Below are 24487 nucleotides of genomic sequence, written 5' to 3'. Positions count from 1 at the left end.
CTCTTTTCTTTATCAAGATAGTGCAAGTATATACCAAAATCGTGTGAAGTAAAATACAAGCAGATGGTTTATTATTGTTTTATTAAGAAATGACAGCGTTTTATATATTTCTAAATAAAGAGGTGATTTTTTGAAAAATACATATCTAGCGATCGACATCGGTGCTTCCAGCGGACGCTTGATGCAATGCCAACGGGATGACACCGATCAACTAGTTTTGACCGAGATTCATCGATTTAAAAATGGCTTTGAAACAAAAAACGGATATGATTATTGGCAAATTGATTACTTTATTCATGAAATTTTGCGAGGCTTAGAAAAAGTCAAACAGGCAGGGATCACTAATTGTTTTGTAGGAATCGATACTTGGGGAGTCGATTATTGCCTGTTGGATAAAAAAGGCAAACGGCTCAGCGATCCGATTGCCTATCGGGACCCGCGAACGAACCAAGCAGTCGAAGCGTTTGCTAAAGATTATTCGTTGACAAAACTTTACGAACAAACTGGGATTCAAATCCAATCCTTCAACACCTTGTTTCAATTATTTGTAGAGGAAAAAGAAAAATTGGAGCAAGCTGATAAACTATTATTGATTCCAGATTACCTTGGGTATGTGTTTACTGGAAATATGGTAACGGAAAAAACCAATGCTTCCACCATGCAGTTGTTAAATGCTGGGACCAAGACGTGGGAACCGGAGTTACTTCATTTATTAGGAATCACGGAAACACTTTTTCCGCCATTAGTTGATGCCGGGACGATTCTGGGTTCGTTGCAACAAGATCACTTTCCAGAGTACGACTTACCAGAAGCGACATTTATCAGTGTGGCTAGTCACGATACTGCTTCGGCTGTTTTAGGAACGCCGGCAGAGTCAAAAGAATGGGGCTATATTAGCAGTGGAACTTGGTCGTTATTGGGTGTTGAAACAACGGTGGCTAATGTCACTCAGGATGCTTTTTTAGCAAATTATACCAATGAATGGGGAGCTCACAACACTATTCGCTTTTTGAAAAATATTATGGGCATGTGGCTGATCCAAGAAGTCGCCCGGATGCAAAATTATCATTACAGCTATGCTGAATTGGCTGAGTTAGCCAGCCAAGAATCCGGTTTTCAATCCTTAATTGATGTGAATGATGCACGTTTTTTAAATCCCGACAATATGATTGAGACGATTCAAACCTATTGTCGGGAAACGCAACAAAAAGTACCTGAAACACCAGGAGCTATTGCCCGTTGTGTATACGATAGTTTGGCGCTATGTTATGCCGAAGAATTAACAAAAATTACTCGATTGACGGGTGGTAAGCTAGAAAAACTGCATATTGTCGGTGGCGGGTCCAATAATGCCTTTCTCAATCAACTGACTGCCGATTGCGGCCAGATTGAAGTAATTGCCGGACCGGGAGAAGCGACGGCTATTGGAAATATCATGATGCAAATGTTAGCAGTTGGTGAATTTTCCTCAGTTCTAGCCGCACGTAAGCAGATCAAGGAATCTTTTCCTTGTCGAACCTTTTTCCCTGAACCATTATCTGAAGAAAAACAACTACTTATCAAAGGAGCAAAGTTATGAAAGATGTAGTCAAAAGCTATGAAGAAGCCAAAGAAAAATACGCTGCAATTGGTGTGGATACAGATGCTGCGCTAAAACAACTGCAGGATGTAAAAATCTCTATGCATTGCTGGCAAGGAGATGACGTCCTCGGTTTTCTTAATCCTGAAGGAGAATTGACTGGAGGAATCATGGCAACGGGAAATTATCCCGGTGCTGCTCATACGCCAACCCAATTGCGGGAAGATTTAGAAAAAGCTTATTCGCTGATTCCCGGAAAACATAAATTAAATCTCCATGCGATTTATTTGGATACAGATGAAGCGGTGGATTTAAATGAAATTGAGCCAAAACATTTTGAAAAATGGGTCTCATGGGCAAAAGAACAAGAAATTGGTCTGGATTTCAATCCAACGTTCTTTTCTCATCCAATGATGAAGGATGGCTATACGCTGGCTCATCCCGATAAAGAAGTTCGAGACTATTGGATTGAGCATGGAAAACGCAGTCGGAAAATTGCTGAATATTTTGGAAAAGAAACCGGACAAACTTGTATCAATAATTTCTGGGTACCAGATGGAATGAAAGACAATCCAATCGATCGCTATACCCCTAGAAAACGTTTGATGAACTCGCTGGATGAAATTTTTAGCGAAAAAGTCAATGAAGCATACACCCAAGATGCCGTTGAAAGCAAACTGTTTGGTTTAGGGGCGGAAGCCTATACGGTTGGTTCTCATGAATTTTATATGGGTTATGGGTTGACTCGAGATAAATTGATCTGCTTGGATGCAGGACATTTCCATCCAACGGAAGTTATTTCCAATAAGCTTTCTTCTTTGGCGTTGTTTAGTAAAGGAATCATGCTACATGTCAGTCGACCTGTTCGTTGGGATAGTGATCATGTGGTAATTATGGATGATGAATTGCAAGAAATCGGTAAAGAACTGGTTCGCAATCAATTATTGGCAAAAACCAATATTGGCTTAGATTTTTTTGATGCCACGATTAATCGAATTGCGGCTTGGGTCATTGGAACACGGAATACACAAAAAGCATTATTAAAAGCAATGTTAGAACCAATCGATCAGTTAAAGGAGATGGAACTGAATTTTGATTTCACTTCCCGCATGGCCTATACGGAAGAACTAAAAGATTTTCCTTCGGCAGCTGTCTGGAATTATTTCTGTTATCAAAACAACGTGCCGGTTGGCTTGGATTGGTTGACAGAGGTTCAGGCGTATGAAAAAGATGTATTGGCCAACAGATAAACAAAATGAAATTTTCTATTAGGAAAGTTCGTATGAAAGAGGAGCAAAACTAGTGAAAAAAGTTGATATTTTACAAGCACCCTTCGTTAAAGAAATGATGGAAACTACCGCAAATTTGTATCATCTGGGATGGGATGAACGCAATGGCGGCAATATTTCTTATTTGTTAAAAGAAGAAGAAGTCACACCGTTTTTGGATGTTACGCAAGTGATCCGTAAGATTCCAATGATTTTTGATGCTTCCGAACTGATCGGAAAGTATTTCATCGTGACAGGTTCTGGAAAATATTTCAAAAATGTTTGTACGGCACCGTCAGAAAATATTGGCGTTGTTCGAATTGCAGAAGATGGAAAAACCCTTGATCTTTTATGGGGATTAGAAGACTTTGCAGTACCAACGAGTGAATTACCAAGCCATTTAATGAGTCATATCTCTCGATTGGCTGTTGATCCAGAGCATCGTATTGTGATGCATAACCATGCCAGCCATTTATTGGCAATGAGTTTTACCCATGAATTGGATGAAAAAAAATTCACCCGCACCCTTTGGCAAATGTGTACAGAATGTTTAGTTGTATTTCCAGATGGAGTATCAATTATTCCTTGGATGGTTCCGGGGACCAACGAAATTGGGGAAGCAACAGCAGCGAAAATGAAAGAAACCCGCTTAGTTCTTTGGCCACAACATGGAATCTATGGCGCCGGCAAAAATATGGATGAGGTCTTCGGTTTAATTGAAACGGCTGAAAAAGCCGCACAAGTTTATACTTATGTCAAAGCGCAAGGACCAATCTTACAAACGATCACAGACGAGCAGCTATGGCAATTGGCAAATGCCTTTGGAGTAAAACCAAGAGCAGGCTACTTAGAAGAATAGGGAGGACTAAAATGATCAAAAAAGCCTTTTGTATGAAGGTTTATCCCGATAAGCATCAAGAGTATGAAAAACGACACAACGAATTATGGCCGGAAATGCGCGAAATGTTAACAGAACATGGGGCTAAAAACTACTCCATTTTTTTAGATCCGCAAACCAGTACCCTTTTTGGGTATTTAGAGATCGAAGAGGAGGAACGGTGGCAGCAAACCGCTGCTACCGCCATCAACCAAAAATGGTGGGCTTATATGGCAGATATCATGGAAACAAATCCAGATGATTCCCCAGTCACAAAAGACTTGATTCCGGTATTTCACCTGTAAACAAAAGAGTTATTCTTTTGTTTTATAAAATCTTGTGAACAAACACACAATTGGAGGAAGAAAAATGACAAACCGAATGATTTTGAATGAAACCTCATACCATGGGAAAGGAGCAATCGCTGAGATTCCGAATGAGATTCGGACTCGTGGCTTCAAAAAAGTAGTCGTGATCACCGATAAAGATTTGATAAAATTTGAGGTTGCCACTAAAGTAACGGATTTATTGGACCAAGCAGAAATCTCCTACACTGTTTATGACGGAATTGTACCTAACCCAACTATTGATAATGTAAAGGAAGGCGTGGCCTTCGTTAAAGAAGCAGACGCAGATTGTCTCGTAGCGATCGGTGGCGGCTCTCCTATTGATACGGCCAAAGCAATCGGAATCATCGCAACGAATCCGGAATATTCTGACGTCATCAGTCTGGAAGGAGTAGCGGAAACCAAAAATCCTTGTTTACCGATCTTAGCCGTTTCAACTACTTCCGGTACTGCCGCAGAAGTCACCATTAATTATGTGATTACTGACAAAGAAAATAACCGCAAATTCGTTTGTGTCGATCCCCATGATATTCCGGTAGTCGCTTTTGTGGACAGTGATATGATGATGGGCATGCCAAAAGCATTGTGTGCCGCAACAGGGATGGATGCCATGACGCATGCCATTGAAGGCTACATTACAAAAGGGGCCTGGGAAATGACCGATATGCTGCATATCAAGGCCATTGAAATTGTAGGTCGTGCCTTACGAGATTCTGTCGCAGGTGACCCTAAAGGACGGGAAGACATGGCTTTGGCACAATACATTGCCGGAATGGGTTTTTCCAATGTCGGTTTAGGTCTGGTTCACGGAATGGCGCATCCCTTGAGTGCGTGGTATAACATCCCTCACGGAGTGGCTTGTGCTTCGTTATTGCCAACGATTATGAAATACAACAAAGAATTCACCGGTGAAAAATACCGGGATATCGCAGTGGCTTTAAAGATTCCAAATGCCGCTACCCTTTCACTAGAAGAAGCTCGGGATGCTGCATGTGAAGCGATTGATCGCTTAAGTAAAGACGTAGGAATTCCCGCAACAATCTCAGAACTAGGCGTAAAAGCAGAAGACTTGCCACAGATTGCGGAAGATGCGTTTCGTGATGTGTGCACACCAGGAAATCCACGAGATACGACGGTAGCAGAGATTATTGCCTTGTACCAAAGTTTGATGTAAAAATAGTTAAACTAAATAGGAAATTTTATGGTGAATCTTAAGTCGTTTGATTTAGGATTCATTTTTTATGGTTATAGGACTATAGAAGTCGCATAGAGATGATAAATTTTATAAATATAACGTTTATCCGTTGCTTTTTTTTGAAAAAATTTAAAAAATAGGCACACTTTTTTCAATAAATTGTTATTTAAAATATGAAAACGTTTTATTTTAAGAGAATTATGTGATAAAATTTAAATAGAAACAGGAAAAATCTAATGAAAGGAGTAAAATTTAGTTTTTTTAAAAAATAAATACAGTTATTGTAAAATTATCAAAGTTCTAATTATTTTTAAGAAAGAAGGCGTATTTATTACAAGGAGGACAATGAAATGAATGGATTAATGAATTGGATGGAACGTTACATTTTGCCGTTGGCGACAAAAATTGGCTCAGAGAAGCATTTAGTTGCCTTACGAGATGCATTCATTGGAACGATGCCGGCAACGATGGCTGGAGCAATCGCGGTGTTGCTGAATGCATTTATGCGGGATTTTCCTAATACATATTTGGGACCAGAGAATGCGATTACAACATTTTTCACTCCAGTCATTGGCGTGAACGGATTGATTTGGAATGGGACACTAGCTGTCATGGCGATTATTTTTTCTTTATCCTTAGGAGCAAACTTGGCAAGAGCGTATGATGTTGACCCAGTTTCGGGAAGTATCGTAGCATTAGTGGCTTTTATCATTGGTCTGCCGGATGCAGCATCGGCAGTGTTGAATTTACCAGAAACTCTTTCAACAGATACGGCGGCGATCATTACAGAAGCCGGCGGGATTTTAGAAGCAGTTGAGGGCGGTGGTCAAACGTTGACGCTGGGTGCCTGGGGATACTTTAATTTCAGTAAATATATGGGTGGTTCTGGCTTGTTTACCGCAATGATCTTTGGCTTCATTTCCGTGCTGATTTTTTCCTTTTTAATTCGTAAAAACATCATCATTCGGATGCCGGATTCTGTACCACCGGCTGTTTCCAAAGCCTTTGCGGCGATTATTCCTGCGGCGGTTTCGTTATATACCGTCGGAATCGTTCACTATTTGTTCCGTCAAGCAATGGGCATGCCGTTGATTGACTGGATTTTGGAAGCGATTCAAACACCTTTGATGAATCTTTCTCAAGGCTATGGAGCAGTTTTCATTATTGTTTTATTGGTTCACGTGCTGTGGTTTTTCGGGCTACACGGGACGAATATCATGTCACCGGTTTTACAAACACTTTATGGTACAGCAATGGTTGAAAACACCAATGCGTTTCAAAATGGCGAGCCGATTCCTTTTAGATGGGTGGCAGGATCATTTGAGGCATTTGTTTGGCCGGGAGGCGCCGGGGTGACATTGGTGCTCCTAATTTCCATTTTGATTTTTTCTAAACGAGCAGATTATAAAACCGTGGGTAAATTGGGGATTGCTCCAGGGATTTTTAATATCAATGAGCCAGTGATGTTTGGATTACCTGTCGTATTAAATGCGTTGTTGATGATTCCATTCATTTTAGCACCTCTTGTTACAGCATCTATTGCATATTTTGCGACAATGGCAGGATTTGTTCGACCAGTCGTAGTAAATGTCATTTGGGTGATGCCGACCATTCTTAGTGGATTCTTGGCAACAGCCGGAGATTGGCGGGCAATTGTTTTGACTCTCGTGAATCTTGGTGTTGCTGCAGTAATTTGGACGCCGTTTATTCTGGCTTCTAATCGAATCAACCCGAACAGCGAAGAAATACCGAAAGAGGAGCAAGAAGATAGAAACCCAGATATTACAATCATTCCCTCGGAGGATTGATTTTGGGAGTATAAAAATAAACACAAAGCAGTTTGAGAATTGTTTCGCAGATTCTCAAACTGTTTCTCTTTTATTAATAAAAAAACGGTTGACATCTATTAAATTATTCAGTATTATTTGTACAATTCAAAATTATTAAAAAATTCTGTTAATTTAAAAAAGAAAGTTGGAATCCTGATGAAAGCAATGCAAATGAAGACAGTCTTATTATTATGACGGAGGGCTCACCTAATTAAAGGAGAGTCCTGTTTCGCATTGTATGGAACGGGAAGCCAAGCATCCCAGTTCCATGGGGTGCTTTTTTTATATTTCAAAATAAAAGTTTCAGCTTCAACCAAAAAATTTGGAAAACATTTTGATCAAAAAAAGGAGGAGTAATATGAGACAGATACAATTTTTTGATACTACATTACGAGATGGGGAACAAACTCCAGGTGTAAATTTTGATACAAAAGCAAAAGTTCAGATTGCCAAACAGTTGGAACGCTGGGGCGTTGATGTTATCGAAGCAGGATTTCCCATTGCTTCTGAAGGAGATTTTGAAGCAGTTCAAGCTATTGCTGAAGTAGCGGAAAAAATGACAGTTGCCGGACTAGCCCGCTGTCGAAAACCGGATATTGACCGTGTGGCTGAAGCCTTAGTTCATGCGAAAAAACCACAAATTCATGTTTTCTTGGCAACAAGCCCCATCCATATGGAAACAAAATTACACATGACGGAAGCCGAAGTGTTGGCATCCATTGATGAACATGTCCGCTATGCTCGAGAACGATTTGAAAAAGTTCAATTTTCTCCAGAAGATGCGACACGTAGTGAACCGAAGTTTTTATTACAAGCCGTTCAAACAGCCATCCATGCAGGTGCAACCATTATCAATATTCCCGATACGGTCGGTTACTCGAATCCCACCGAGTATGGAAGTATGATTCATACTCTTATTACTGCAATCAATGATCCAACGATTATTTTCTCTTCTCATTGTCATGATGATTTGGGAATGGCAGCTGCAAATGCTTTGGCAGCTATTGAAGCGGGAGCCAATCGGGTGGAAGGAACCATTAATGGTATCGGTGAACGAGCAGGAAATACACCTTTAGAAGAAATTGCTTTGAGTTTAGCAACACGAGCTGATTTTTATCAGGCGGAAAGTCAAATTGTTTTTGGGGAAACGAAACGAACCAGTGATTTAGTTAGTCGATTGTCTGGTGTTAGTGTTCCGCGAAACAAAGCCATCGTAGGTGCAAATGCTTTTGCTCATGAATCAGGTATTCATCAAGATGGAGTCTTAAAAAATCCAGGAACCTATGAAATTATTTCTCCGGCCTTTGTAGGAGTCGCAACAAATTCCTTACCATTAGGAAAACTGTCTGGCAGACATGCCTTTGTTGAAAAGATGAAGGCATTGGGCTTTACTTTTACCGAGGAAGAATTACACCTTGCTTTTAAAAGATTTAAAGCTTTGGCAGATAAGAAAAAAGAAATCAATGAGGAGGACTTATTCGCTTTAGTGTCAAGTCGAGAAAGAGCAGACTATCAATTAGACCAATTGATAATTAATTATTCCCTTGAGAAAGTACATGCAACAGTTACTATTTCAGAAAATGGTCAAACCTTCACAAAATCCGATCAGGGAGCGGGCAGTATTCAAGCTATTTATCAGACGATTGATCGTTTATTGCCTACATCTACGACACTGGCTGATTACCAGATAAAAAGTATCACATCTGGAGAAGATGCTCAAGCGGAAGTTTATGTGAGTGTGAAAAATGAAAATGGTCAAACGGTTCATGGTACAGGAATCGATTTTGATGTCCTACATGCTTCTGCAAAAGCTTATCTGCAAGCAAAGGGACGAATAAAAACTGAGGTGAGCAAAAATGAGTAGAAAAATCGTAGTGCTGGCGGGAGATGGTATTGGTCCAGAAATCATGGCAGCTGCACTTGATATATTTCATCAACTAATCCAAATCAAACAATGGGATTTTATTCTCGAAGAAGAGCCATTTGGTGGCAAGGGAATTGATATGGCTGGGGAGCCTTTTCCTGATAAAACAAAAAAAGCGTGTGAAACAGCCGATGCTATTTTACTTGGTGCGATTGGGGGACCAAAGTGGGACAAAGCCCCCGAAAGACCAGAACAGGGACTATTGGCTTTGCGAAAACAGCTAAAGCTTTATACAAATATTCGACCAATCCAGATGTCACCGGTTTTGACTGATTTTTCTCCACTGCGCCCAGAGATAGTTTCAGGAGCGGATTTTGTGATAGTTCGAGAATTGACAGGCGGAATTTATTTTGGAAAACCGCGAACACGAACGGATGAAACAGCCTTAGATACCTGTCGCTATGAAAAAAATGAAATCCAACGTATTCTTCGCTATGCCTTTCAATTGGCACAAACCCGCAGAAAAAAAGTAACCTCCGTGGATAAAGCGAATGTCTTGGCAACAAGTAAGCTTTGGCGACAAGTTGCCGAAGAAGTAGCACAAGAGTTCCCTGAGTGTGAGTTGGAGCATCAATTTGTCGATTCCGCTGCAATGTCCTTAATCAAAGAACCTCGACGGTTTGATGTGGTAGTAACTGAAAATCTGTTTGGAGACATTCTCAGTGATGAAGCCTCTATGATTCCAGGTTCATTGGGAGTGATGCCTAGTGCCAGTCACAGCATTGATGGCCCTTCCTTGTATGAGCCAATCCATGGATCTGCACCGGACATTGCCGGTTTGGGTATCGCCAATCCAGTATCTATGTTGCGTTCCCTGGCGATGATGTTACGGGAAAGTTTTAAAGAAAGAGAAGCAGCTGATTGGATCGAAACTGCCTGCACCGAAGTAATGGAGGAAGGTATTTTTACGAAAGATCTAGGTGGAACTGCAACAACCCAAAGCTTTACAAAAGCTGTTCAAGCAAAAATTAGGAGGAAAGCGGATGGAAACACTATTTGATAAACTATGGCATCGTCATGTTGTAACAGGAGAAGATGGCACAGCACAACTGTTATATGTCGATCTTCATTTAATTCACGAGGTAACTAGTCCGCAAGCGTTTGAGGGGATACGGCAAGCAGGGAGAACCCTACGACATCCGGAAAAAACTTTTGGGACGATGGATCACAATGTTCCTACAAAAGATATTTTTGAAATTAGAGATTTAATTGCTAAAAATCAAATGGATGCTCTACGAAACAACTGCAAAGAATTTGGTGTCGAACTTTGCGATAATGGGAGCGAAAATCAAGGAATTGTCCATATGGTAGGTCCAGAATCAGGCTTGACACAACCAGGAAAAGTTATCGTTTGCGGAGACTCCCACACAGCCACTCACGGGGCATTTGGTGCATTGGCTTTTGGCATTGGTACGAGTGAAGTGGAGCATGTTTTTGCCACTCAAACAATTCGGCAGCAAAAGCCGCAAAATATGGGAATTAAAATTACTGGAACATTAGCTCGAGGGGTATATGCTAAAGACATTGTTTTAGCACTGATTGCAAAATATGGCACTGACTTTGGCGTAGGGTATGCCGTAGAATTTTTTGGGGAGACGATTTCAGCGCTTTCAATGGAAGGGCGAATGACGATTTGTAATATGGCGATCGAAGGAGGAGCTAAAATGGGAATGATTGCTCCTGATGAAAAGACTTTTGATTATATTACCGGGCGTCGTTATGCTCCTAAGGATATGCAAAGGGCAATCCAAGATTGGGAGCAGCTTTACACGGATGACGAGAAAGCTTTTGATATCGTTTTGGAACTAGACGCTGGAGAATTGGCACCATTTGTTACATGGGGAACTAATCCAGAAATGGGTATTCCAGTGACGGGTACTTTTCCGGAAATTGTGGATATGAACGATGAACGAGCCTATAATTACATGGCACTTTCACCGGGACAAAAACCGGAAGACATAGAGATTGGTTATGTTTTTATTGGTTCTTGCACCAATGGTCGATTGTCCGATTTGCAAGAAGCAGCGAAGATGGTTGCTGGTAGAAAAATTAAAGATTCGATTACGGGAATCGTTGTTCCCGGTTCCCGTCCAGTTAAACATGCGGCAGAGGCAATTGGCTTGGATCAAATTTTTAAACAAGCCGGATTTGAATGGCGGGAACCAGGTTGCTCCATGTGCTTGGGAATGAATCCAGATCAAGTACCTGCAGGTGTTCACTGTGCCTCCACAAGTAACCGTAATTTTGAAGGTCGGCAAGGAAAAGGTGCACGAACACATTTATGCAGCCCAGCAATGGCAGCAGCAGCGGCTATTTATGGTACTTTTGTAGATATTAGGGAGGAGAAAATCTATGGAAAAATTTAACCAACATCAGGGAACCATTGTCCCGTTAATGAATGATAATATTGACACGGATCAGATTATACCCAAAGACTATTTAAAGCGAATTGAAAAAACCGGGTTTGGACAATTTTTATTTGATGAGTGGCGGTATCTGGAAGACCGATCTCCCAATCCAACATTTTCTCTGAATCAACCCCAATATCAAGGGGCAACGATTTTAATCACAGGGGATAATTTTGGTTCAGGATCTTCGCGAGAACATGCCGCGTGGGCGCTCCAGGATTTTGGCTTTCATGCAATCATTGCCGGTAGTTACAGTGATATTTTTTTTATGAATGCAATGAAAAATGGGTTATTGCCACTCGTGATGCCAGTAAAAATCCGTCAACAATTAGCAGCACTTTCTGGTGACAGCAAAATTATCATCGACCTGCCAGCACAAAAAATTATTACATCTTTTGGTGAGTTTCCTTTTGATTTTGATCCTGATTGGAAAGAAAAGCTGGTCAACGGGTTGGATGACATCTCGATTACATTGACCTATGCAGAAAAAATTGATGCTTATGAAAAGACGATTCCAAGTTATTATGTATAGAAAAAAGCCAAGAAGAATCTGCGCTGATTTTTCTTGGCGGTCCTTTTATTTTTTTAATTGAAACGACATCGTTACAGGGTTGTGATCGGAATTTTGAAATTTTTGATCCATGACTTGGACCTGTTCGATTTGGATATTATCGGAAACTAAGAAACCATCCACAAGGGAAACATAGCTTTTATCTGGGTCATAGGGAATATTTGATGCCCGAACAGATGGAACTTTAGCTGACTGTAAATCAGCCGTTGGAATTGAAAAATGTTCTGGCAAGTCTTCGACAGGAAACGGATGTGTCCAAGTTTCACGTTCTTTTTTTGTACCAAAAACTTCCGGGCTGTTACCAATCAAATCGTGGTTGTAATCACCGGCAACAATGACATAATGACCTTGTTCATATTCCTCCGACATTTTTGAAAATAATTTTGTCAATTGCGCCTCATGAATGGTGGGATCTTTTGTAAATGCAGATAGGTGGAGATTGATCATAGTCAGCGTTTGATTATCTGCTACAGCGACATGGCTAACTGAAAAAGCGCGGTCTAGGTCAAAGAATTTATTGAAATTTGTTTCAATGGGTAAAGAGTAGCGGGTACTTTCAGTTATTTCTCCCTTGGCTAGAGAAACCAGACCAGATCTTGCCTTACCGATTGGTTGCGTAAAGGGATAGAAAAGATACGCTGAGTCATAGTTTTGGGCAAAAACACTGGAATAATCAGTAAGATTATTTTCCAGCCATGCGACTTGATCAACATGGCGGGAACGATCACCTTCTACATCAACTTCTTGAAAGAAGGCAATATCCGGGTCAGCTTCTTGAACAGCAGCCGTGATTCCGGTCATATTTTTCTTCACTTCTGCTTCATCATAGGCCCGTGAATACTTTCCGCTGTCCATGAAGAAACTGAAATCTTGTGAATAAGCACCAAAACCAATATTAAACGTTAAAGCTTTATAAGTCGTATCTGTTTGTAAATGATTTGTCTGGTTGTGAGCAATAGTCAGCGTTTGTTTGTCCGGCAATCGATCATAGCTAAGAAATAGATACGCCAAATACCCACCAAAAATCAGAACAAGTCCTAATAACAAACCACCAATTATTTTTATCATTTTTTTCATCATTTTCCTCCTTACAGTCTCAATTATCATAACAGAAGATTGAAATTTGCGGAATCTATTTGTTTAGAATTCAAATGCTCACTTTTTTCCAAAATCTGGGGTACAATAAGTGAAAGGAGAGGATTCTCATGACGGTTTATGATTATCAGGCAACAACAGAAGATGGCAAAAAATATTCTTTAGATCAGTATAAAGGCAAGGTTCTGGTGATTGTCAATACGGCAACCAAATGCGGTTTAGCACCACAATTTGAAGAATTAGAGCAACTGTACAAGACGTATCAGGAACAAGGATTTGTTATTTTGGGTTTCCCATCCAACCAATTTAAACAAGAAGTAAGTTCCAGCAAAGAAGCAGCAGAAAGTTGCCGAAGGACTTATGGAGTGACCTTCCCAATGCATGAGATTGCTGAAGTCAATGGAGAAAACGCACTGCCGCTATTTAAATATCTCGAAGAACAAGCGCCAGGAACCCTTGGAAAAGCATTGAAATGGAACTTTACTAAATTTTTGATTGATCGTGATGGAAATGTGGTTCAACGATTTGCACCACAAACGAATCCTCAAAAAATGACCGAAGAAATTGAAGAGTTGTTAAAAAAATAAAGACAGCAGAAAACGTCTGATTGGTTTGGGATAAATTCCATCCAATCAGATGTTTTTTTTTGAAAAAATATTGACAAAAATTATACATCGCTTTATTATACTCGTGTAACGAGGTATTAGATAAAAGGATGTGAAGAGTTGGAACTGGATAAAGAAATTTTGCGGGGATATATTGATCCGATAATTCTTAGTATTTTAGCGAAAGAAGACAGCTACGGATATGATGTTGCACGGCAGGCGAAAATTTTGAGTGAGCAATCCTTTGAATTAAAGGAAGGTACGTTGTATGTTGCCTTCAAACGCTTAGAAAAACATGGCTATGTGACAAGTTATTGGCAGGAAGGACAAGCGGCACGACGCAAGTACTATCATCTCACTGAAAGCGGGCTTGCTTTTTTAAAACATAAACAACAAGAATGGCTATTTATCAAAAAATTAATGGATACTTATTATGAGGGAGTAGATAAAGCATGATCTTTTCACCAAAAACGGAAGAAGCAATGACTCGTTTTGCAAAAGAGGCGATTAAGAACTCGCTGGATAAAAGCGAATTGAGCTATTTTGAAAGATTGGAATTAAAAGCCAAGCAACTACAAGAGAAAACAAAGAAAAGTTTTGGTACCAATCGTGAGGAAGAAACCGCAGAGTTGACGAGTTATATGCGAGACTATATGGAGCAATTGATTAATGAAGAGGGGTTGTCAGAAACCGATGCATTCGCAAAAGCAAAGGCGGTTTTTCAGATAGACAGCTCGAATCATTCAGAAGCAGAAAAAAAGCAAGAACGTCTCGCTTATTATGAAAATTTCGATCCAGCGACAGAAGAAGCAATTGGGCTTTCCTATGCCAGTCGCATGTTTCTAGGTACAGTGATCGGGGCAGTTCTGGGAATCTTTGGTCAGATTTTTTATGATGGAGCAATTTTCGGTGTGGTTTTATGGATTATGTTGGGATTGGGATTATTGTTTGGCCTAGGATTAGGGATGGCAAGTCACGCCAAAATTTCAAAAAGCAGGATAGAAAGATAAAGGCAGTAAGTATAGGCGGACTATATCAACAGATTGTTTGGAAAACTCATGCGTCTTTTTAAAATCTTTTAAAAGGGCGGTGAGTTTTTGTTGTGATTTACCCGGTATCATTTATTTCAAAAAGTAAATTTGTTCTTTTTTTGTTTTTTTGTTACAAAAGTGGGAAACGTTTACTATAATAAATAAAAGCGAATATTTTTTAGGGAGGAAATGGATGAGCGGAAAATTTGGAAAGTTTGAAAAAGCAATCAGTTTTTTTATTGATCTGTTGTTGGCACTCTTGGTTTTAGTCGTACTGGTAGTGATGGCAGAAGCAGTCTACACAATTATTAAACAGGTAATTCCGTTAAAAGAAATCAGCGACTTATCGATTTTGATTGAGGAAATAGCTACGTTGTTCATTTTACTGGAAATCGTTTTGATGTTGCTGCGCTACGTGAAAGAGGGACATCACATTCCTGTTCGCTATCTGATCTTGATCAGTATTACAGCAATCTTGAGGGAACTGTTGCTGGCTCATGGTGGAGGATTAGAAACTCTCTTTTTAGCAGGAGCTATCCTGGTTTTGGTTGTGGTTTTGATGCTATTGGAAAGAGTCAAAGCCTTTCATGGAAAAGATTCATAAAAAAATCGACCCAAAATGAGTCGATTTCTCTACTTAAATCAGAGGAATGGCAATAGTGAAACAAGTCCCTTTCTCTGAGCTTTCTAAGTCTAAAAGCCAATCATGTTTCTTGATGATGGAGGCAACAACAAACAGCCCCAATCCTGTTCCGCCATCTTCAGACTTCGTAGTATAAAACGGCGTGAATATTTTGCTTTCGATGGCTTTTGAAATTCCCGGTCCATTGTCTTGAACAACCAGTACAGCGAATTTTTTCTTTTGTAAAGCAGCTGAATGCTGTTGGAATTGTTTCGTCTGCTTCTGGTTTGCAGGTGTCAGATTGACTTGGATCACGGCATTGTTTCCGGCAGCTTGAAATGCATTGGTAATTAAATTATAGAGTAAAACCTGTAAATCATCTGCTTCAAAAAAACTTTCCCCTACTTCTTCAGCGGATAGTTGAAGGTTCACCGTTTGAGGAATCAGCACATGCATCGTTTGAACGGCTTCTGTCACGACGTTTTTTAAATCAAGATTTGTCCGAGGACGGGTATCACTTTTTGAAAAACGTAGGACGTTTCCGGCTAATTGTTGACCTTTTTTTGCTGCTTGATAAATTTCTTTTAAATCTTCCTGCAACACTTCATCTTCTTGATGTTCCGCCAAAAGAAGTTGGATATTTCCTAATAGAGGAGTCAAGAAATTGTTCATGTCGTGGACAATCGAAGTAGTAAGCAAACCGACTGTTTCAAGTTTTGATTCCTGTTGAAAAATTTTCTCTGTTTCATATCGTTCTGCCAGCAGCTTTTGCTTTTCTTGAAGACGCATATTTTCTACATAGGCCTGATTGCGTTTGGCATAACTGCGTAAATTTAAAAGGGTTAAGGCAATCAGGGCCAAAAGAAGGAAGAAAAGTCCTAGAAGAATCAGGATTTCCTGCAGGGTAATTCCACTTCGTTGGTTGACATCTGAATTGCTGGCTACGATCCAACGAGCTTTACCGATCGTCACCCATTGATACGCACTTATTTTTAATGTCTTTCGAGGTTTGTCTTCTGTCCACCAGTAAGAATAGTAGGACAGGGTCCCGTGGTCGTGGGTGGCCTGGACTTCTTGCAGGTGTTCCAGATCAGAAAGATCCAAATCAGGAAATTTTTTTCTGCGGTCTTGAATAATATCCCAGCCGATTTGTTCTTCAACTGGGTGAACCAGCACACGGAAGTCTTCATTTTTAATCATGGTATAGCCATAATAATCATTGTCCTCAGGAAGAATCTCATTTTGATAAAGTTTTTCCAAATTAAGAGGGACAACAAGGGTTGCATGCACCGATTTATCGTGGTTCGTTACGGGTTGGTAGAGATTGATATAGGAAGCGTTATTAGCAAAAAATTCTTTGCCGTTTTGAATGGTGTTTCCTGCCAAAGCGTCCTCAAAATAAGAATCCTTTTGAATAAAAGCAGGGAGTTGTGCTATTTTTTCCAACCGGTTATCGGTGTAGCTGTAACCTTCCAACAGATTTCCCTCGGTATCTAGCAGATAGATTCCTTCAAGCGCTTGATTTGCAGGTTGAAAGTCATTAATCAATCGATTTTTTTTGGGTAGCTGGGTAAGCTGGTCTTCGTTAAAAAAGTCCAAAGAATAATTTTCTAAAATATCTGAATAGTTTTGAATGGATAAGGACCAGACTTTTGTTGCATAATCATTGATTTTCGTTAGTTGATTTTTGTTTAACTTCATGGCTTGTTCTCGTGTGTTATGATAGCTGGTAATTGTTAAGATGATACCGAGAAGGGTTAATATGGCTACACTGAGCAAACCAATTATCAACCATTTATTTGAAGGTTTATTTTCCATAACAGATCCTTTCGAAAAATAAAGTATAAAGGAGAAAAACGATGCGCAATGACAAAATATTAATCGTTGATGATGATCCGGCGATTCGGCGTCTAATTTGGAAATCGCTGCAAGCAACCGGTATCTTGATTTATCAAAGTGAATCCGTAGAAAAAACCCTCGATATCATGTCACGAGTCCAGTTTGATTTATTTCTTTTAGATATCACTTTGGATTATGAAAATGACGGGTTTCATCTGGCACAAATGATACGAGAAACAGATCCAATTGTACCCATTTTATTTCTAAGTGGAAAGACCAGCGAAAATGATATTATTGCTGGTCTCGAGATGGGGGCGGATCAGTATATTACGAAACCATTCTCACCAAATCTGTTAAAAGCGCAAATTTTAGCAACGTTAAATCGAGGCAAGGTGATTCGCAAACAAAGCCGACATCCTCAAACCGTGGAGATTGAAGTGGGGGATTTTCGCTTTGATAAAAGCCGCTACCAACTGTTCAAAAAAGATCAGTTAATCAAGTTATCCTCTAAGGAAACCCAGTTCATGCAGTTCTTTTTGGAAAATCCTGATCAAGTATTCTCGAAGGAACAAATCTATCAGAGCGTATGGGACGATGGGGTGTTAGATAACAATACCATCATGGTTTTTATCAATCATCTCCGCAATAAAATCGAAGATGATCCAAAAAATGCCCGCTACTTGCGAACGATTTGGGGAATCGGCTATACTTTCATTCCCGATGGAGAAGGTTAGAAAAGTTCCTCTAAAAAGGCAAAATAAATGCCCAGCGCCAGCAAGTCGGCCGTTCCACCCGGGCTTAAATTACGAGTGATCAGCAGTGAATCATACGCAGCTAATTCATCGACTAATTTTTCAGCAGAAAGATTGGCTTGATGAATTTTTTTTGTCTCCTCTTTAACGGTTTGCCAAGCGGAGAAACCACCACGGTGCAAAAGGTTACTGTCCTCGATTTCACTCATCAACAAAACCATTGCCCGTAGTAAGACGTTCTCTTTTTTTTCCGTTCTATTTTCCCGTAAGAAAGGTAGCAGCAGTTGAGATAACGCTGGATAACCTTGCGCAGCTTCTCCTCGAATTCCAGTGATTCCCTGTTCCAAATAAAGTTTTTCACCATAAGTCAGTTTTTCTTTTAGGTGTAATGCTTCAAAGTCTTGTTTGATGACATGCTGGGTCATTTTCGCGCTGAGTTGCAAAATGTTAGCCGTGTCTTTTTCGGAAAAGGGGAGTCTTTCTTTTTGCAGATAGAATCCCGTAGCAGCAAGCAAAACAGCAAAAGAAAAGTTGGCCCCTTTATGGGTGTTAACTCCTTTTGTGGCTTGCAACATTTTTTTTTCAGCCTCAATTCCTAACCTTCGAACTTTTTCAAATAATTCTGGAAATGTCCCTTGATGGGTATAGCCAGCTTCGGCATAGTGAAAAAAGAAAGGAGCAAGGCTGGTGATACTATCAATGAAGGTATAGAAATCCATATCTTGGTGTGCACCGTTTGTTTGTCGATCCACCAATCCCGGCTTTGGTGACAAAGCTACTTCGTACAGCAATGCCTTTTCGGCAAAAGCAGCGATTTGTTGCGATGGGTTACTCAATTTGATGACGCTCCATTTCTTTAATGATAAATTGTAAGGAGTGATCCAAGTGCTCATGAGTAATCAAAGTAATCTGATCAATATTATTGGTTCTCATGCCGCGATAGATCAGCCAATGTTCCTCCAATGCTTTGGAACGGCGAGCAGATGCGCGAATAGCAATGTCGCGAAAATAAACCAAATAGGCCTGCAATTCTGTGACGATTTCTTTTAGACGCAGCATTTGGCTTTTTTGATAAATAAATGAATTGAATTCAGAAAAATTGGCCAGCAAATCATCTACCTTGTCTTCTCGGTTAAAGGCTTCTCCGCGCTCAAGCAATGCCTTGAGCTCGTCAAAGTCAGCATCGGTCATCAGTTCCATTGCCTTAATGGTCGCTAAAGTATCCAATGATTTGCGAATATCGTAGATTTCATGGGCGTCCTTGATACTGATTCCTTTCACTAAAATGCCAATTTTTGGAATATGTTCAACTAATTGTTCCTCGGTAAGCTTTTGCAAAGCAAAACGAATCGGTGTTCTGCTGATATTTAAAACATCGGAGAACTCTTTTTCATTGATTCGTTCGCCGGCAGGAATGTCGCCTAAGATAATTGTTTTGCGAAAAGCTTCGTAAACTAGGACTTTCAATGGTTTATTTTGAGATAAATCTAAGTTTTTTTTGACCGCTTCAATCGTGGGGTTCATAAAAAATCTCCTTTGGTTAAACGAATAATCCCCTTTATGATAATTCATGCAGCATAATTTATCTACATTTCAGGTTAACTTTCCCATTTTTTGTGATTATTTGGTAAACTAAAACCGAGGCGTATTGTACGCCTCGGTTAAAAGTGTCCATCGATCTATTGAGGAATATATAGTGGCATATGTCCCAAGAGAACGATCGTTACGATGAAAATAGCGAAGATTCCCAGAGCGTATTTTGCGGATTCTTTTTGCCAAGCACCCATGTCTAAGCCGGTCAAACGTAAGAGCAGATAGATGAAGGCAACTAGTGGGCTTAACAAGTGGAACGCTTGACCCATTAATGAAGCAAGGGCCATTTGCATATTGGTAAAGCCGTAAGCTTGTCCAGCTTCTGCCAAAACAGGTAAGACACCAAAGTAAAACCCATCATTAGAAATAAAGAAGGTACCGGGTGCGGAGATAAGGGCAATAACGATTCCCCAGAAACCAGCCAATTGTTTAGGAATGATTTGAGTAAAGCTGTTTGCCAATGCTTCTGCCATTCCGGAGCCTTGGAAAAGACCCATGAACACGCCGGCAGCAAAAACTAAGATAACTACTTGCACAGCATCGCCGCCGTTTGCGCCAATTCGTGCCGATTGATCTTTCAAGACAGGATAGTTGACCATCAAAGCGATACACGTTCCAACCAAGAATAAAAGCAAAGGAGGCATTTCAAGAGCAGGAATAAAGGAACCTGCCACCAACCAAGCAATTAGCAAAATAGTCAAAAGACCGTTGAAGATGAAGTTTTTTGGTCGACGGATTTGCAAAGTATCAGGATCAGTAACTGTAGTCATTTCTTCAATTTCTTCTGCGGTTAATTCAGTAACACCAAGACGGGCACGTTCTTGTTTACCCATTCGACGAGCAACGAAGAAAATTACGTAAAGAATTGAGAGAATCATTCCAGGTGCCAGATAAGTCAGAATGTCGGCATCAACTTTTAAAACTGCCATCGCACGAGCCGTTGGGCCGCCCCAAGGCAACAAATTCATAATCGTGTTTTGTAAAATAATCAAAACACCCAGATTCATCATTTTCATATCTAATTTTTTATAGATAGGAATAAAAGCCGAGCAACAAATCAAGGTGGTCGTTGTTCCGTCACCGTTCAGTGATACGGCAGCAGCAACAACTGCAGTTGCCATCAGTACTTTCATTGGATCACCTTTTGCAAAAAGAATCATTCGCTTGGTGATAGGATCAAAAAGTCCGGCATCCAACATAATTGAGAAATAGAGAATGGCAAACAGCAACATAATTCCGGTGTTCGATGTGGTTTTGATTCCTTCTAAAACAAAATCACCGATATTTCCTTTTTTCGAGACGCCAGCAATCATTGCTACCAATGTGAATAGCAGTGGAATAATTACCAAGGAGGTAAATGGCGACATCTTTTTCTTCATGATTACATACATAAAGATGATAATCATGGCGTAAGAGAGTATAGTCAATAGCATTTTTCTTCTTCCTTCCTTTTTTGAGCTAGCGAAATGAAAGCGTTGTCACTGGATATCAATAAAAAAACGAAAGAACATTAACAATAATTTCACAAAGTGTTTTTTTATTAACAGCATTTCGCTTGACGACCATAGAATAATCAAAAAGGAACAAACTTAAAAGAGCAGAAAGAAGAAAAGAACAGAAAAAAAACAATTTGGTCTATCTAATCTTATCAATAGCTTAAAAATATATTAATATTTTCTTAACGATAATAAAAACGCTGATATAGCGGGATTTATATGTATTTAATAAGCGTTTTCAGTTAATTGAAACAACAAAAGAACAATTTTGACAGCGGAATCTTCTAGAAGATTGGTCTATAAACTATATAATAGAGACGACAAGAACTAAGAGGAAAGGAGTGGGGATATGAGGTTGTTTAAAAGGCTGTTTGAAAAATCACAAGAGCCAGAAAATGCGCCAATTGAAAGTGTTTTAGAGGAAAGAACAGCAGATGATGAGCAGTGGGAACCGGTGCCTGCCTTTATTGAAGCAGATGCCGCCGACTATCAACTTGTCAGTGTGATTGCAACAGCGATTGCCGCAGGAGATCATCCGGAAAGTCAATTTGCTGTCAAACGAATCATGCAGCGCAATCCTGAAGCCCGGACAGTCTCGATCATTGCTGCTAGCTTGGCGGCGGAAATAAAAGAAGAGAGTCAATTAGTGGTAACAAGTATTTCAAGAAAAAAACAATAAGATGGGAGGATTATTATGTTACGCAAATTTAAAATTTCAATTGATGGAAAAGAATATTTAGTGGAAATGGAAGAAATCGGAGGGGTGCCGCAGCCGATTGTACCTTCAACAGAAACACCAGCTGTTCCAGCTGCACAAGCAACCCCTTCACCAGTCGCTCACGAAGAAGAAGTACCGGCTGCTAGTATTCCCGTAACGGGTGCCGGAGAAGATGCGATGGCCGCACCGATGCCAGGTACGATATTACGCTTATTGGTAAATGTAGGGGATCAAGTCAAAGAAAACCAACCCCTAATGATTTTAGAAGCTATGAAAATGGAAAATGAAGTCGTTGCTGGAAAAGCCGGCACAGTCGCTGGAATTCATGTGACGCAAGGACAAGTAGTCAACGCAGGAGATCCATTGATCACTATTCAATAGACAACAGATCGTAGAAGGAACAATTAAGAAGGAAGTGAAATCGTGGAAACACTTATTCAAGGAATCACGTCGATTACCGGCGGACAAATTATCATGATGCTTATCGGAGCATTACTGATGTATCTAGGAATCAAAAAAGAATACGAACCAACATTACTTGTGCCAATGGGCTTAGGAACCATGTTGGTCAATTTTCCCGGATCAGGAGTTTTGACACAAACCGTGGGAGGCGTCCAACAAGAAGGCGTCTTCGATATTTTATTCAAAGCCGGAATCGGCACTGAACTTTTTCCATTATTAATTTTTATCGGCATTGGCGCCATGATCGATTTTGGCCCATTGCTGCAAAATCCGTTTATGTTGCTGTTTGGTGCGGCTGCCCAGTTTGGGATTTTCTTCACCATCATCGTAGCGGTATTGTTTGGCTTTGATATCCGAGAAGCAGCTTCAATTGGGATTATCGGTGCAGCCGATGGACCGACAGCGATTTTTGTAGCCAACACTTTGGCAGAAAATCTTTTAGGACCAATCACAGTAGCAGCGTATTCTTATATGGCACTGGTTCCAATTATTCAACCTATTGCGATTAAAGCAGTCACAACGAAAAAAGAACGTCAAATTCGCATGCACTATAAAGCGGAAAACGTATCTAAAATGACCAAAATTCTTTTCCCAATCATCATCACGGTGGTTGCTGGATTTATCGCACCAATTTCCTTGCCGTTAGTTGGATTCCTGATGTTTGGTAATTTATTGCGGGAATGCGGCGTGCTGGATCGTTTATCACTCACAGCTCAAAACGAATTGGTTAATATTATCAGTATTTTGTTGGGTCTGACGATTTCTTTCAAAATGCAAGCTGATCAATTCTTGAATGTTCAAACATTGATGATCATTGCCTTTGGTTTAGTTGCCTTTATCATGGACTCAATCGGTGGGGTGTTGTTTGCGAAATTATTGAATCTGTTCCGCAAAGAAAAAATCAACCCAATGATCGGTGCGGCGGGTATTTCTGCCTTCCCAATGTCAAGTCGGGTTATTCAAAAAATGGCAACAGACGAAGATCCTCAAAACTTTGTCTTGATGTATGCTGTGGGTGCGAACGTTTCCGGACAAATTGCTTCGGTTATTGCCGGCGGATTACTATTAGCATTCTTTAGTTAACCCTGTTGGTTTAGTGAACAGGATAAAGCAAGGAGGAAAGTAAAATGAACGTAAATGTAGCAGATATATGGACAGCGTTAGAATTGATGGTCTTTGGAATGGGCGGCGTCTTTTTAGTATTATTTATCTTATATCTGGTTTCTCAAGGCCTATTAAAATTTTTCCCGGCAAGTAAGAAATAGAAAAGGAGACGGACATGTTTACCTTAAAGAGACTTTGGCTGGATCGTGATCCTCAGGCATTGAAGCTGTGGACAGAATTGATGGTGAAGGCTCATCTTGATCCAAATGAGAAAGTCGAGTATACAGTTGGAATTTTTTCCGGAAATCAGCTTGCCGCGACGGGATCTTTTGACCGTAATATCATCAAATGTGTTGTCGTCTGTAAAGATTTTCAATCTGAGAATTTATTGACTCAACTTATTATGCATTTGATGGCAAAAATGCGTGAGGAATCTTTCACCCATGTATTAGTTTATACAAAGCCCAACAATGAAGAAATTTTTCATTCGTTAGGCTTTCAGTCAATCATTGCCAGTAGCAAGATTCTTTTTATGGAACAGGGTTCGCCCAATTTTAACGATTATCTAAATTTATTGCGTCATCTTAAAAAAGAAGGTCTGGCAAGCAGTATTGTAATGAACGCCAATCCCTTTACCAAAGGTCACCAATATCTGGTGGAATATGCTGCCAAAAACAGCAATCAGGTATATGTATTTGTGGTTTCTGAAGACCGTTCAGAATTTACTACTGAAGAACGACTCGATATGGTTAAACTGGGAGTCGCTCATTTACCTAATGTTACAGTGGTTCCCACGAAGGATTATCTGGTCTCTTCTGCGACTTTTCCTTCCTATTTCTTAAAGGATCAAGCAGAGATGACTGTGGCAAAAATCCAAGCAGAGGTAGATTCCCGCCTATTTAAAGAGCGAATTGCGCCAGTGTTGTCAATCTCTAAACGTTTTGTTGGAGAGGAACCTTTTTCGGAGGTAACAGAAATTTATAACCAAAGTATGCGGGAAATTTTTGCGGAGAAATTAGAACTTATCGTTTTGCCGCGAAAAGAAATAAAAGGAACGGTCATCAGCGCCACCAAGGTACGAGAGGCAATCAAAAACCATGAGGAACAGCTTCTTTTAGATTTTTTGCCGAAAACGACTTACGATTATCTAAAAGAGCATAAAAAAATATAGA

Annotated in this window: 25 protein-coding genes; 20 read left to right on the top strand and 5 right to left on the bottom strand. The window is 40.1% G+C overall.

Features of this window, described 5'->3' with window-relative positions; genetic code table 11:
• Positions 1–130 precede the first annotated feature (130 nt).
• The 10 genes from rhaB to leuD all read left to right on the top strand — a co-directional run bounded on the left by rhaB (position 131) and on the right by leuD (position 11959).
• Positions 131–1579: a rhamnulokinase gene (rhaB, locus tag BN1875_RS04020; protein WP_147570568.1), complete on the top strand. Its 1449-nt coding sequence runs from the start codon at positions 131–133 to the stop codon at positions 1577–1579.
• Complete coding sequence (rhaA, locus tag BN1875_RS04015; protein WP_048603581.1) at positions 1576–2829, top strand: L-rhamnose isomerase; 1254 nt, start codon at positions 1576–1578, stop codon at positions 2827–2829. Before rhaB ends, rhaA begins: the two co-directional genes overlap by 4 nt.
• Positions 2830–2881: 52 nt before the next feature.
• Positions 2882–3706, top strand: a complete 825-nt coding sequence (rhaD, locus tag BN1875_RS04010) for a rhamnulose-1-phosphate aldolase (RefSeq protein WP_048603580.1) — start codon at positions 2882–2884, stop codon at positions 3704–3706.
• 11 nt (positions 3707–3717) lie between these two features.
• A complete protein-coding gene (rhaM, locus tag BN1875_RS04005) occupies positions 3718–4029 on the top strand; it encodes an L-rhamnose mutarotase (RefSeq protein WP_048603579.1) in 312 nt (103 codons plus the stop codon).
• 64 nt (positions 4030–4093) lie between these two features.
• A complete protein-coding gene (gene fucO, locus BN1875_RS04000) occupies positions 4094–5245 on the top strand; it encodes a lactaldehyde reductase (protein WP_048603578.1) in 1152 nt (383 codons plus the stop codon).
• Between the two features lie 371 nt (positions 5246–5616).
• Positions 5617–7074: a PTS sugar transporter subunit IIC gene (locus BN1875_RS03995; protein WP_048603577.1), complete on the top strand. Its 1458-nt coding sequence runs from the start codon at positions 5617–5619 to the stop codon at positions 7072–7074.
• Between the two features lie 379 nt (positions 7075–7453).
• Entirely contained in the window at positions 7454–8959 is a 1506-nt protein-coding gene (locus tag BN1875_RS03990) for a 2-isopropylmalate synthase (protein WP_048603576.1), read from the top strand.
• Positions 8952–10019, top strand: a complete 1068-nt coding sequence (gene leuB, locus BN1875_RS03985; protein ID WP_048603575.1) for a 3-isopropylmalate dehydrogenase — start codon at positions 8952–8954, stop codon at positions 10017–10019. Before BN1875_RS03990 ends, leuB begins: the two co-directional genes overlap by 8 nt.
• The gene (leuC, locus tag BN1875_RS03980) at positions 10003–11385 is read left to right on the top strand and encodes a 3-isopropylmalate dehydratase large subunit (RefSeq protein WP_048603574.1); all 1383 of its coding nucleotides are present in this window, start codon (positions 10003–10005) and stop codon (positions 11383–11385) included. Before leuB ends, leuC begins: the two co-directional genes overlap by 17 nt.
• The gene (gene leuD, locus BN1875_RS03975; protein ID WP_048603573.1) at positions 11372–11959 is read left to right on the top strand and encodes a 3-isopropylmalate dehydratase small subunit; all 588 of its coding nucleotides are present in this window, start codon (positions 11372–11374) and stop codon (positions 11957–11959) included. Before leuC ends, leuD begins: the two co-directional genes overlap by 14 nt.
• Positions 11960–12004: 45 nt before the next feature.
• Here leuD and BN1875_RS03970 read toward each other — a convergent pair whose 3' ends face one another.
• Positions 12005–13075 carry an endonuclease/exonuclease/phosphatase family protein gene (locus tag BN1875_RS03970; protein ID WP_048603572.1) on the bottom strand — a complete coding sequence of 357 codons (1071 nt, stop codon included), beginning with the start codon at positions 13073–13075 and terminating at the stop codon, positions 12005–12007.
• Positions 13076–13203: 128 nt separating this feature from the next.
• Between BN1875_RS03970 and BN1875_RS03965 the strand changes: the two genes are divergently transcribed.
• The 4 genes from BN1875_RS03965 to BN1875_RS03950 all read left to right on the top strand — a co-directional run bounded on the left by BN1875_RS03965 (position 13204) and on the right by BN1875_RS03950 (position 15333).
• Entirely contained in the window at positions 13204–13680 is a 477-nt protein-coding gene (locus BN1875_RS03965; RefSeq protein WP_048603571.1) for a glutathione peroxidase, read from the top strand.
• 138 nt (positions 13681–13818) lie between these two features.
• A complete protein-coding gene (locus BN1875_RS03960) occupies positions 13819–14154 on the top strand; it encodes a PadR family transcriptional regulator (protein ID WP_048603570.1) in 336 nt (111 codons plus the stop codon).
• Entirely contained in the window at positions 14151–14708 is a 558-nt protein-coding gene (locus BN1875_RS03955; RefSeq protein WP_048603569.1) for a hypothetical protein, read from the top strand. Before BN1875_RS03960 ends, BN1875_RS03955 begins: the two co-directional genes overlap by 4 nt.
• A 214-nt stretch (positions 14709–14922) precedes the next feature.
• On the top strand, positions 14923–15333 hold the full coding sequence (locus tag BN1875_RS03950; protein ID WP_048603568.1) for a phosphate-starvation-inducible PsiE family protein: 411 nt from the start codon (positions 14923–14925) through the stop codon (positions 15331–15333).
• Between the two features lie 33 nt (positions 15334–15366).
• On the opposite strand, the gene BN1875_RS03945 is transcribed toward BN1875_RS03950, so the two are convergent.
• On the bottom strand, positions 15367–17169 hold the full coding sequence (locus BN1875_RS03945) for a sensor histidine kinase (RefSeq protein ID WP_048603567.1): 1803 nt from the start codon (positions 17167–17169) through the stop codon (positions 15367–15369).
• 41 nt (positions 17170–17210) lie between these two features.
• On the opposite strand from BN1875_RS03945, the gene BN1875_RS03940 reads away from it, so the two are divergent.
• Positions 17211–17924, top strand: a complete 714-nt coding sequence (locus BN1875_RS03940; protein ID WP_048603566.1) for a response regulator transcription factor — start codon at positions 17211–17213, stop codon at positions 17922–17924.
• On the opposite strand, the gene citG is transcribed toward BN1875_RS03940, so the two are convergent.
• From citG to BN1875_RS03925, 3 genes are all read right to left on the bottom strand, one after another.
• Complete coding sequence (citG, locus tag BN1875_RS03935; RefSeq protein WP_048603565.1) at positions 17921–18778, bottom strand: triphosphoribosyl-dephospho-CoA synthase CitG; 858 nt, start codon at positions 18776–18778, stop codon at positions 17921–17923. The genes BN1875_RS03940 and citG overlap by 4 nt on opposite strands.
• Entirely contained in the window at positions 18771–19466 is a 696-nt protein-coding gene (locus BN1875_RS03930; protein ID WP_048603564.1) for a GntR family transcriptional regulator, read from the bottom strand. The genes citG and BN1875_RS03930 overlap by 8 nt, the downstream gene beginning before the upstream one ends.
• 155 nt (positions 19467–19621) lie before the next feature.
• Positions 19622–20968, bottom strand: coding sequence for a CitMHS family transporter (locus BN1875_RS03925; RefSeq protein WP_048603563.1), 1347 nt, complete (start codon positions 20966–20968; stop codon positions 19622–19624).
• A 412-nt stretch (positions 20969–21380) separates the two neighbouring features.
• On the opposite strand from BN1875_RS03925, the gene BN1875_RS03920 reads away from it, so the two are divergent.
• The 5 genes from BN1875_RS03920 to citC are packed head-to-tail and all read left to right on the top strand — an operon-like array spanning position 21381 to position 24486.
• Positions 21381–21710 (top strand): hypothetical protein, encoded by a 330-nt coding sequence (locus BN1875_RS03920; RefSeq protein WP_048603562.1) that lies wholly within the window; start codon positions 21381–21383, stop codon positions 21708–21710.
• A gap of 15 nt (positions 21711–21725) precedes the next feature.
• On the top strand, positions 21726–22130 hold the full coding sequence (locus BN1875_RS03915; RefSeq protein WP_048603561.1) for an acetyl-CoA carboxylase biotin carboxyl carrier protein subunit: 405 nt from the start codon (positions 21726–21728) through the stop codon (positions 22128–22130).
• A 42-nt stretch (positions 22131–22172) separates the two neighbouring features.
• A complete protein-coding gene (locus tag BN1875_RS03910) occupies positions 22173–23294 on the top strand; it encodes a sodium ion-translocating decarboxylase subunit beta (RefSeq protein WP_048603560.1) in 1122 nt (373 codons plus the stop codon).
• 44 nt (positions 23295–23338) lie between these two features.
• The gene (locus tag BN1875_RS13515) at positions 23339–23476 is read left to right on the top strand and encodes an OadG family protein (RefSeq protein WP_082147238.1); all 138 of its coding nucleotides are present in this window, start codon (positions 23339–23341) and stop codon (positions 23474–23476) included.
• 14 nt (positions 23477–23490) lie between these two features.
• Positions 23491–24486, top strand: coding sequence for a [citrate (pro-3S)-lyase] ligase (gene citC, locus BN1875_RS03905; RefSeq protein ID WP_048603559.1), 996 nt, complete (start codon positions 23491–23493; stop codon positions 24484–24486).
• Position 24487: the final 1 nt, after the last annotated feature.

Source organism: Enterococcus massiliensis, assembly GCF_001050095.1.
In the GTDB taxonomy this organism is placed as follows: domain Bacteria; phylum Bacillota; class Bacilli; order Lactobacillales; family Enterococcaceae; genus Enterococcus_C; species Enterococcus_C songbeiensis.
Note: the sequence above shows the minus strand (reverse complement) of the source record. Positions and strands in the feature narration are given on the sequence as shown.

Bases quoted from the DNA above. Each gene is read 5' to 3' on its own strand.
- BN1875_RS03915 (WP_048603561.1), top strand. From the start codon at position 21,726: ATGTTACGCAAATTTAAAATTTCAATTGATGGAAAAGAATATTTAGTG.
- BN1875_RS03925 (WP_048603563.1), bottom strand. From the start codon at position 20,968: ATGCTATTGACTATACTCTCTTACGCCATGATTATCATCTTTATGTAT.
- BN1875_RS13515 (WP_082147238.1), top strand. From the start codon at position 23,339: ATGAACGTAAATGTAGCAGATATATGGACAGCGTTAGAATTGATGGTC.
- BN1875_RS03950 (WP_048603568.1), top strand. From the start codon at position 14,923: ATGAGCGGAAAATTTGGAAAGTTTGAAAAAGCAATCAGTTTTTTTATT.
- leuD (WP_048603573.1), top strand. From the start codon at position 11,372: ATGGAAAAATTTAACCAACATCAGGGAACCATTGTCCCGTTAATGAAT.
- BN1875_RS03995 (WP_048603577.1), top strand. From the start codon at position 5,617: ATGAATGGATTAATGAATTGGATGGAACGTTACATTTTGCCGTTGGCG.
- BN1875_RS03990 (WP_048603576.1), top strand. From the start codon at position 7,454: ATGAGACAGATACAATTTTTTGATACTACATTACGAGATGGGGAACAA.
- BN1875_RS03945 (WP_048603567.1), bottom strand. From the start codon at position 17,169: ATGGAAAATAAACCTTCAAATAAATGGTTGATAATTGGTTTGCTCAGT.
- BN1875_RS03920 (WP_048603562.1), top strand. From the start codon at position 21,381: ATGAGGTTGTTTAAAAGGCTGTTTGAAAAATCACAAGAGCCAGAAAAT.
- rhaM (WP_048603579.1), top strand. From the start codon at position 3,718: ATGATCAAAAAAGCCTTTTGTATGAAGGTTTATCCCGATAAGCATCAA.
- BN1875_RS03970 (WP_048603572.1), bottom strand. From the start codon at position 13,075: ATGAAAAAAATGATAAAAATAATTGGTGGTTTGTTATTAGGACTTGTT.
- leuC (WP_048603574.1), top strand. From the start codon at position 10,003: ATGGAAACACTATTTGATAAACTATGGCATCGTCATGTTGTAACAGGA.
- rhaA (WP_048603581.1), top strand. From the start codon at position 1,576: ATGAAAGATGTAGTCAAAAGCTATGAAGAAGCCAAAGAAAAATACGCT.
- BN1875_RS03965 (WP_048603571.1), top strand. From the start codon at position 13,204: ATGACGGTTTATGATTATCAGGCAACAACAGAAGATGGCAAAAAATAT.
- BN1875_RS03955 (WP_048603569.1), top strand. From the start codon at position 14,151: ATGATCTTTTCACCAAAAACGGAAGAAGCAATGACTCGTTTTGCAAAA.
- citC (WP_048603559.1), top strand. From the start codon at position 23,491: ATGTTTACCTTAAAGAGACTTTGGCTGGATCGTGATCCTCAGGCATTG.
- leuB (WP_048603575.1), top strand. From the start codon at position 8,952: ATGAGTAGAAAAATCGTAGTGCTGGCGGGAGATGGTATTGGTCCAGAA.
- BN1875_RS03930 (WP_048603564.1), bottom strand. From the start codon at position 19,466: ATGAACCCCACGATTGAAGCGGTCAAAAAAAACTTAGATTTATCTCAA.
- BN1875_RS03940 (WP_048603566.1), top strand. From the start codon at position 17,211: ATGCGCAATGACAAAATATTAATCGTTGATGATGATCCGGCGATTCGG.
- fucO (WP_048603578.1), top strand. From the start codon at position 4,094: ATGACAAACCGAATGATTTTGAATGAAACCTCATACCATGGGAAAGGA.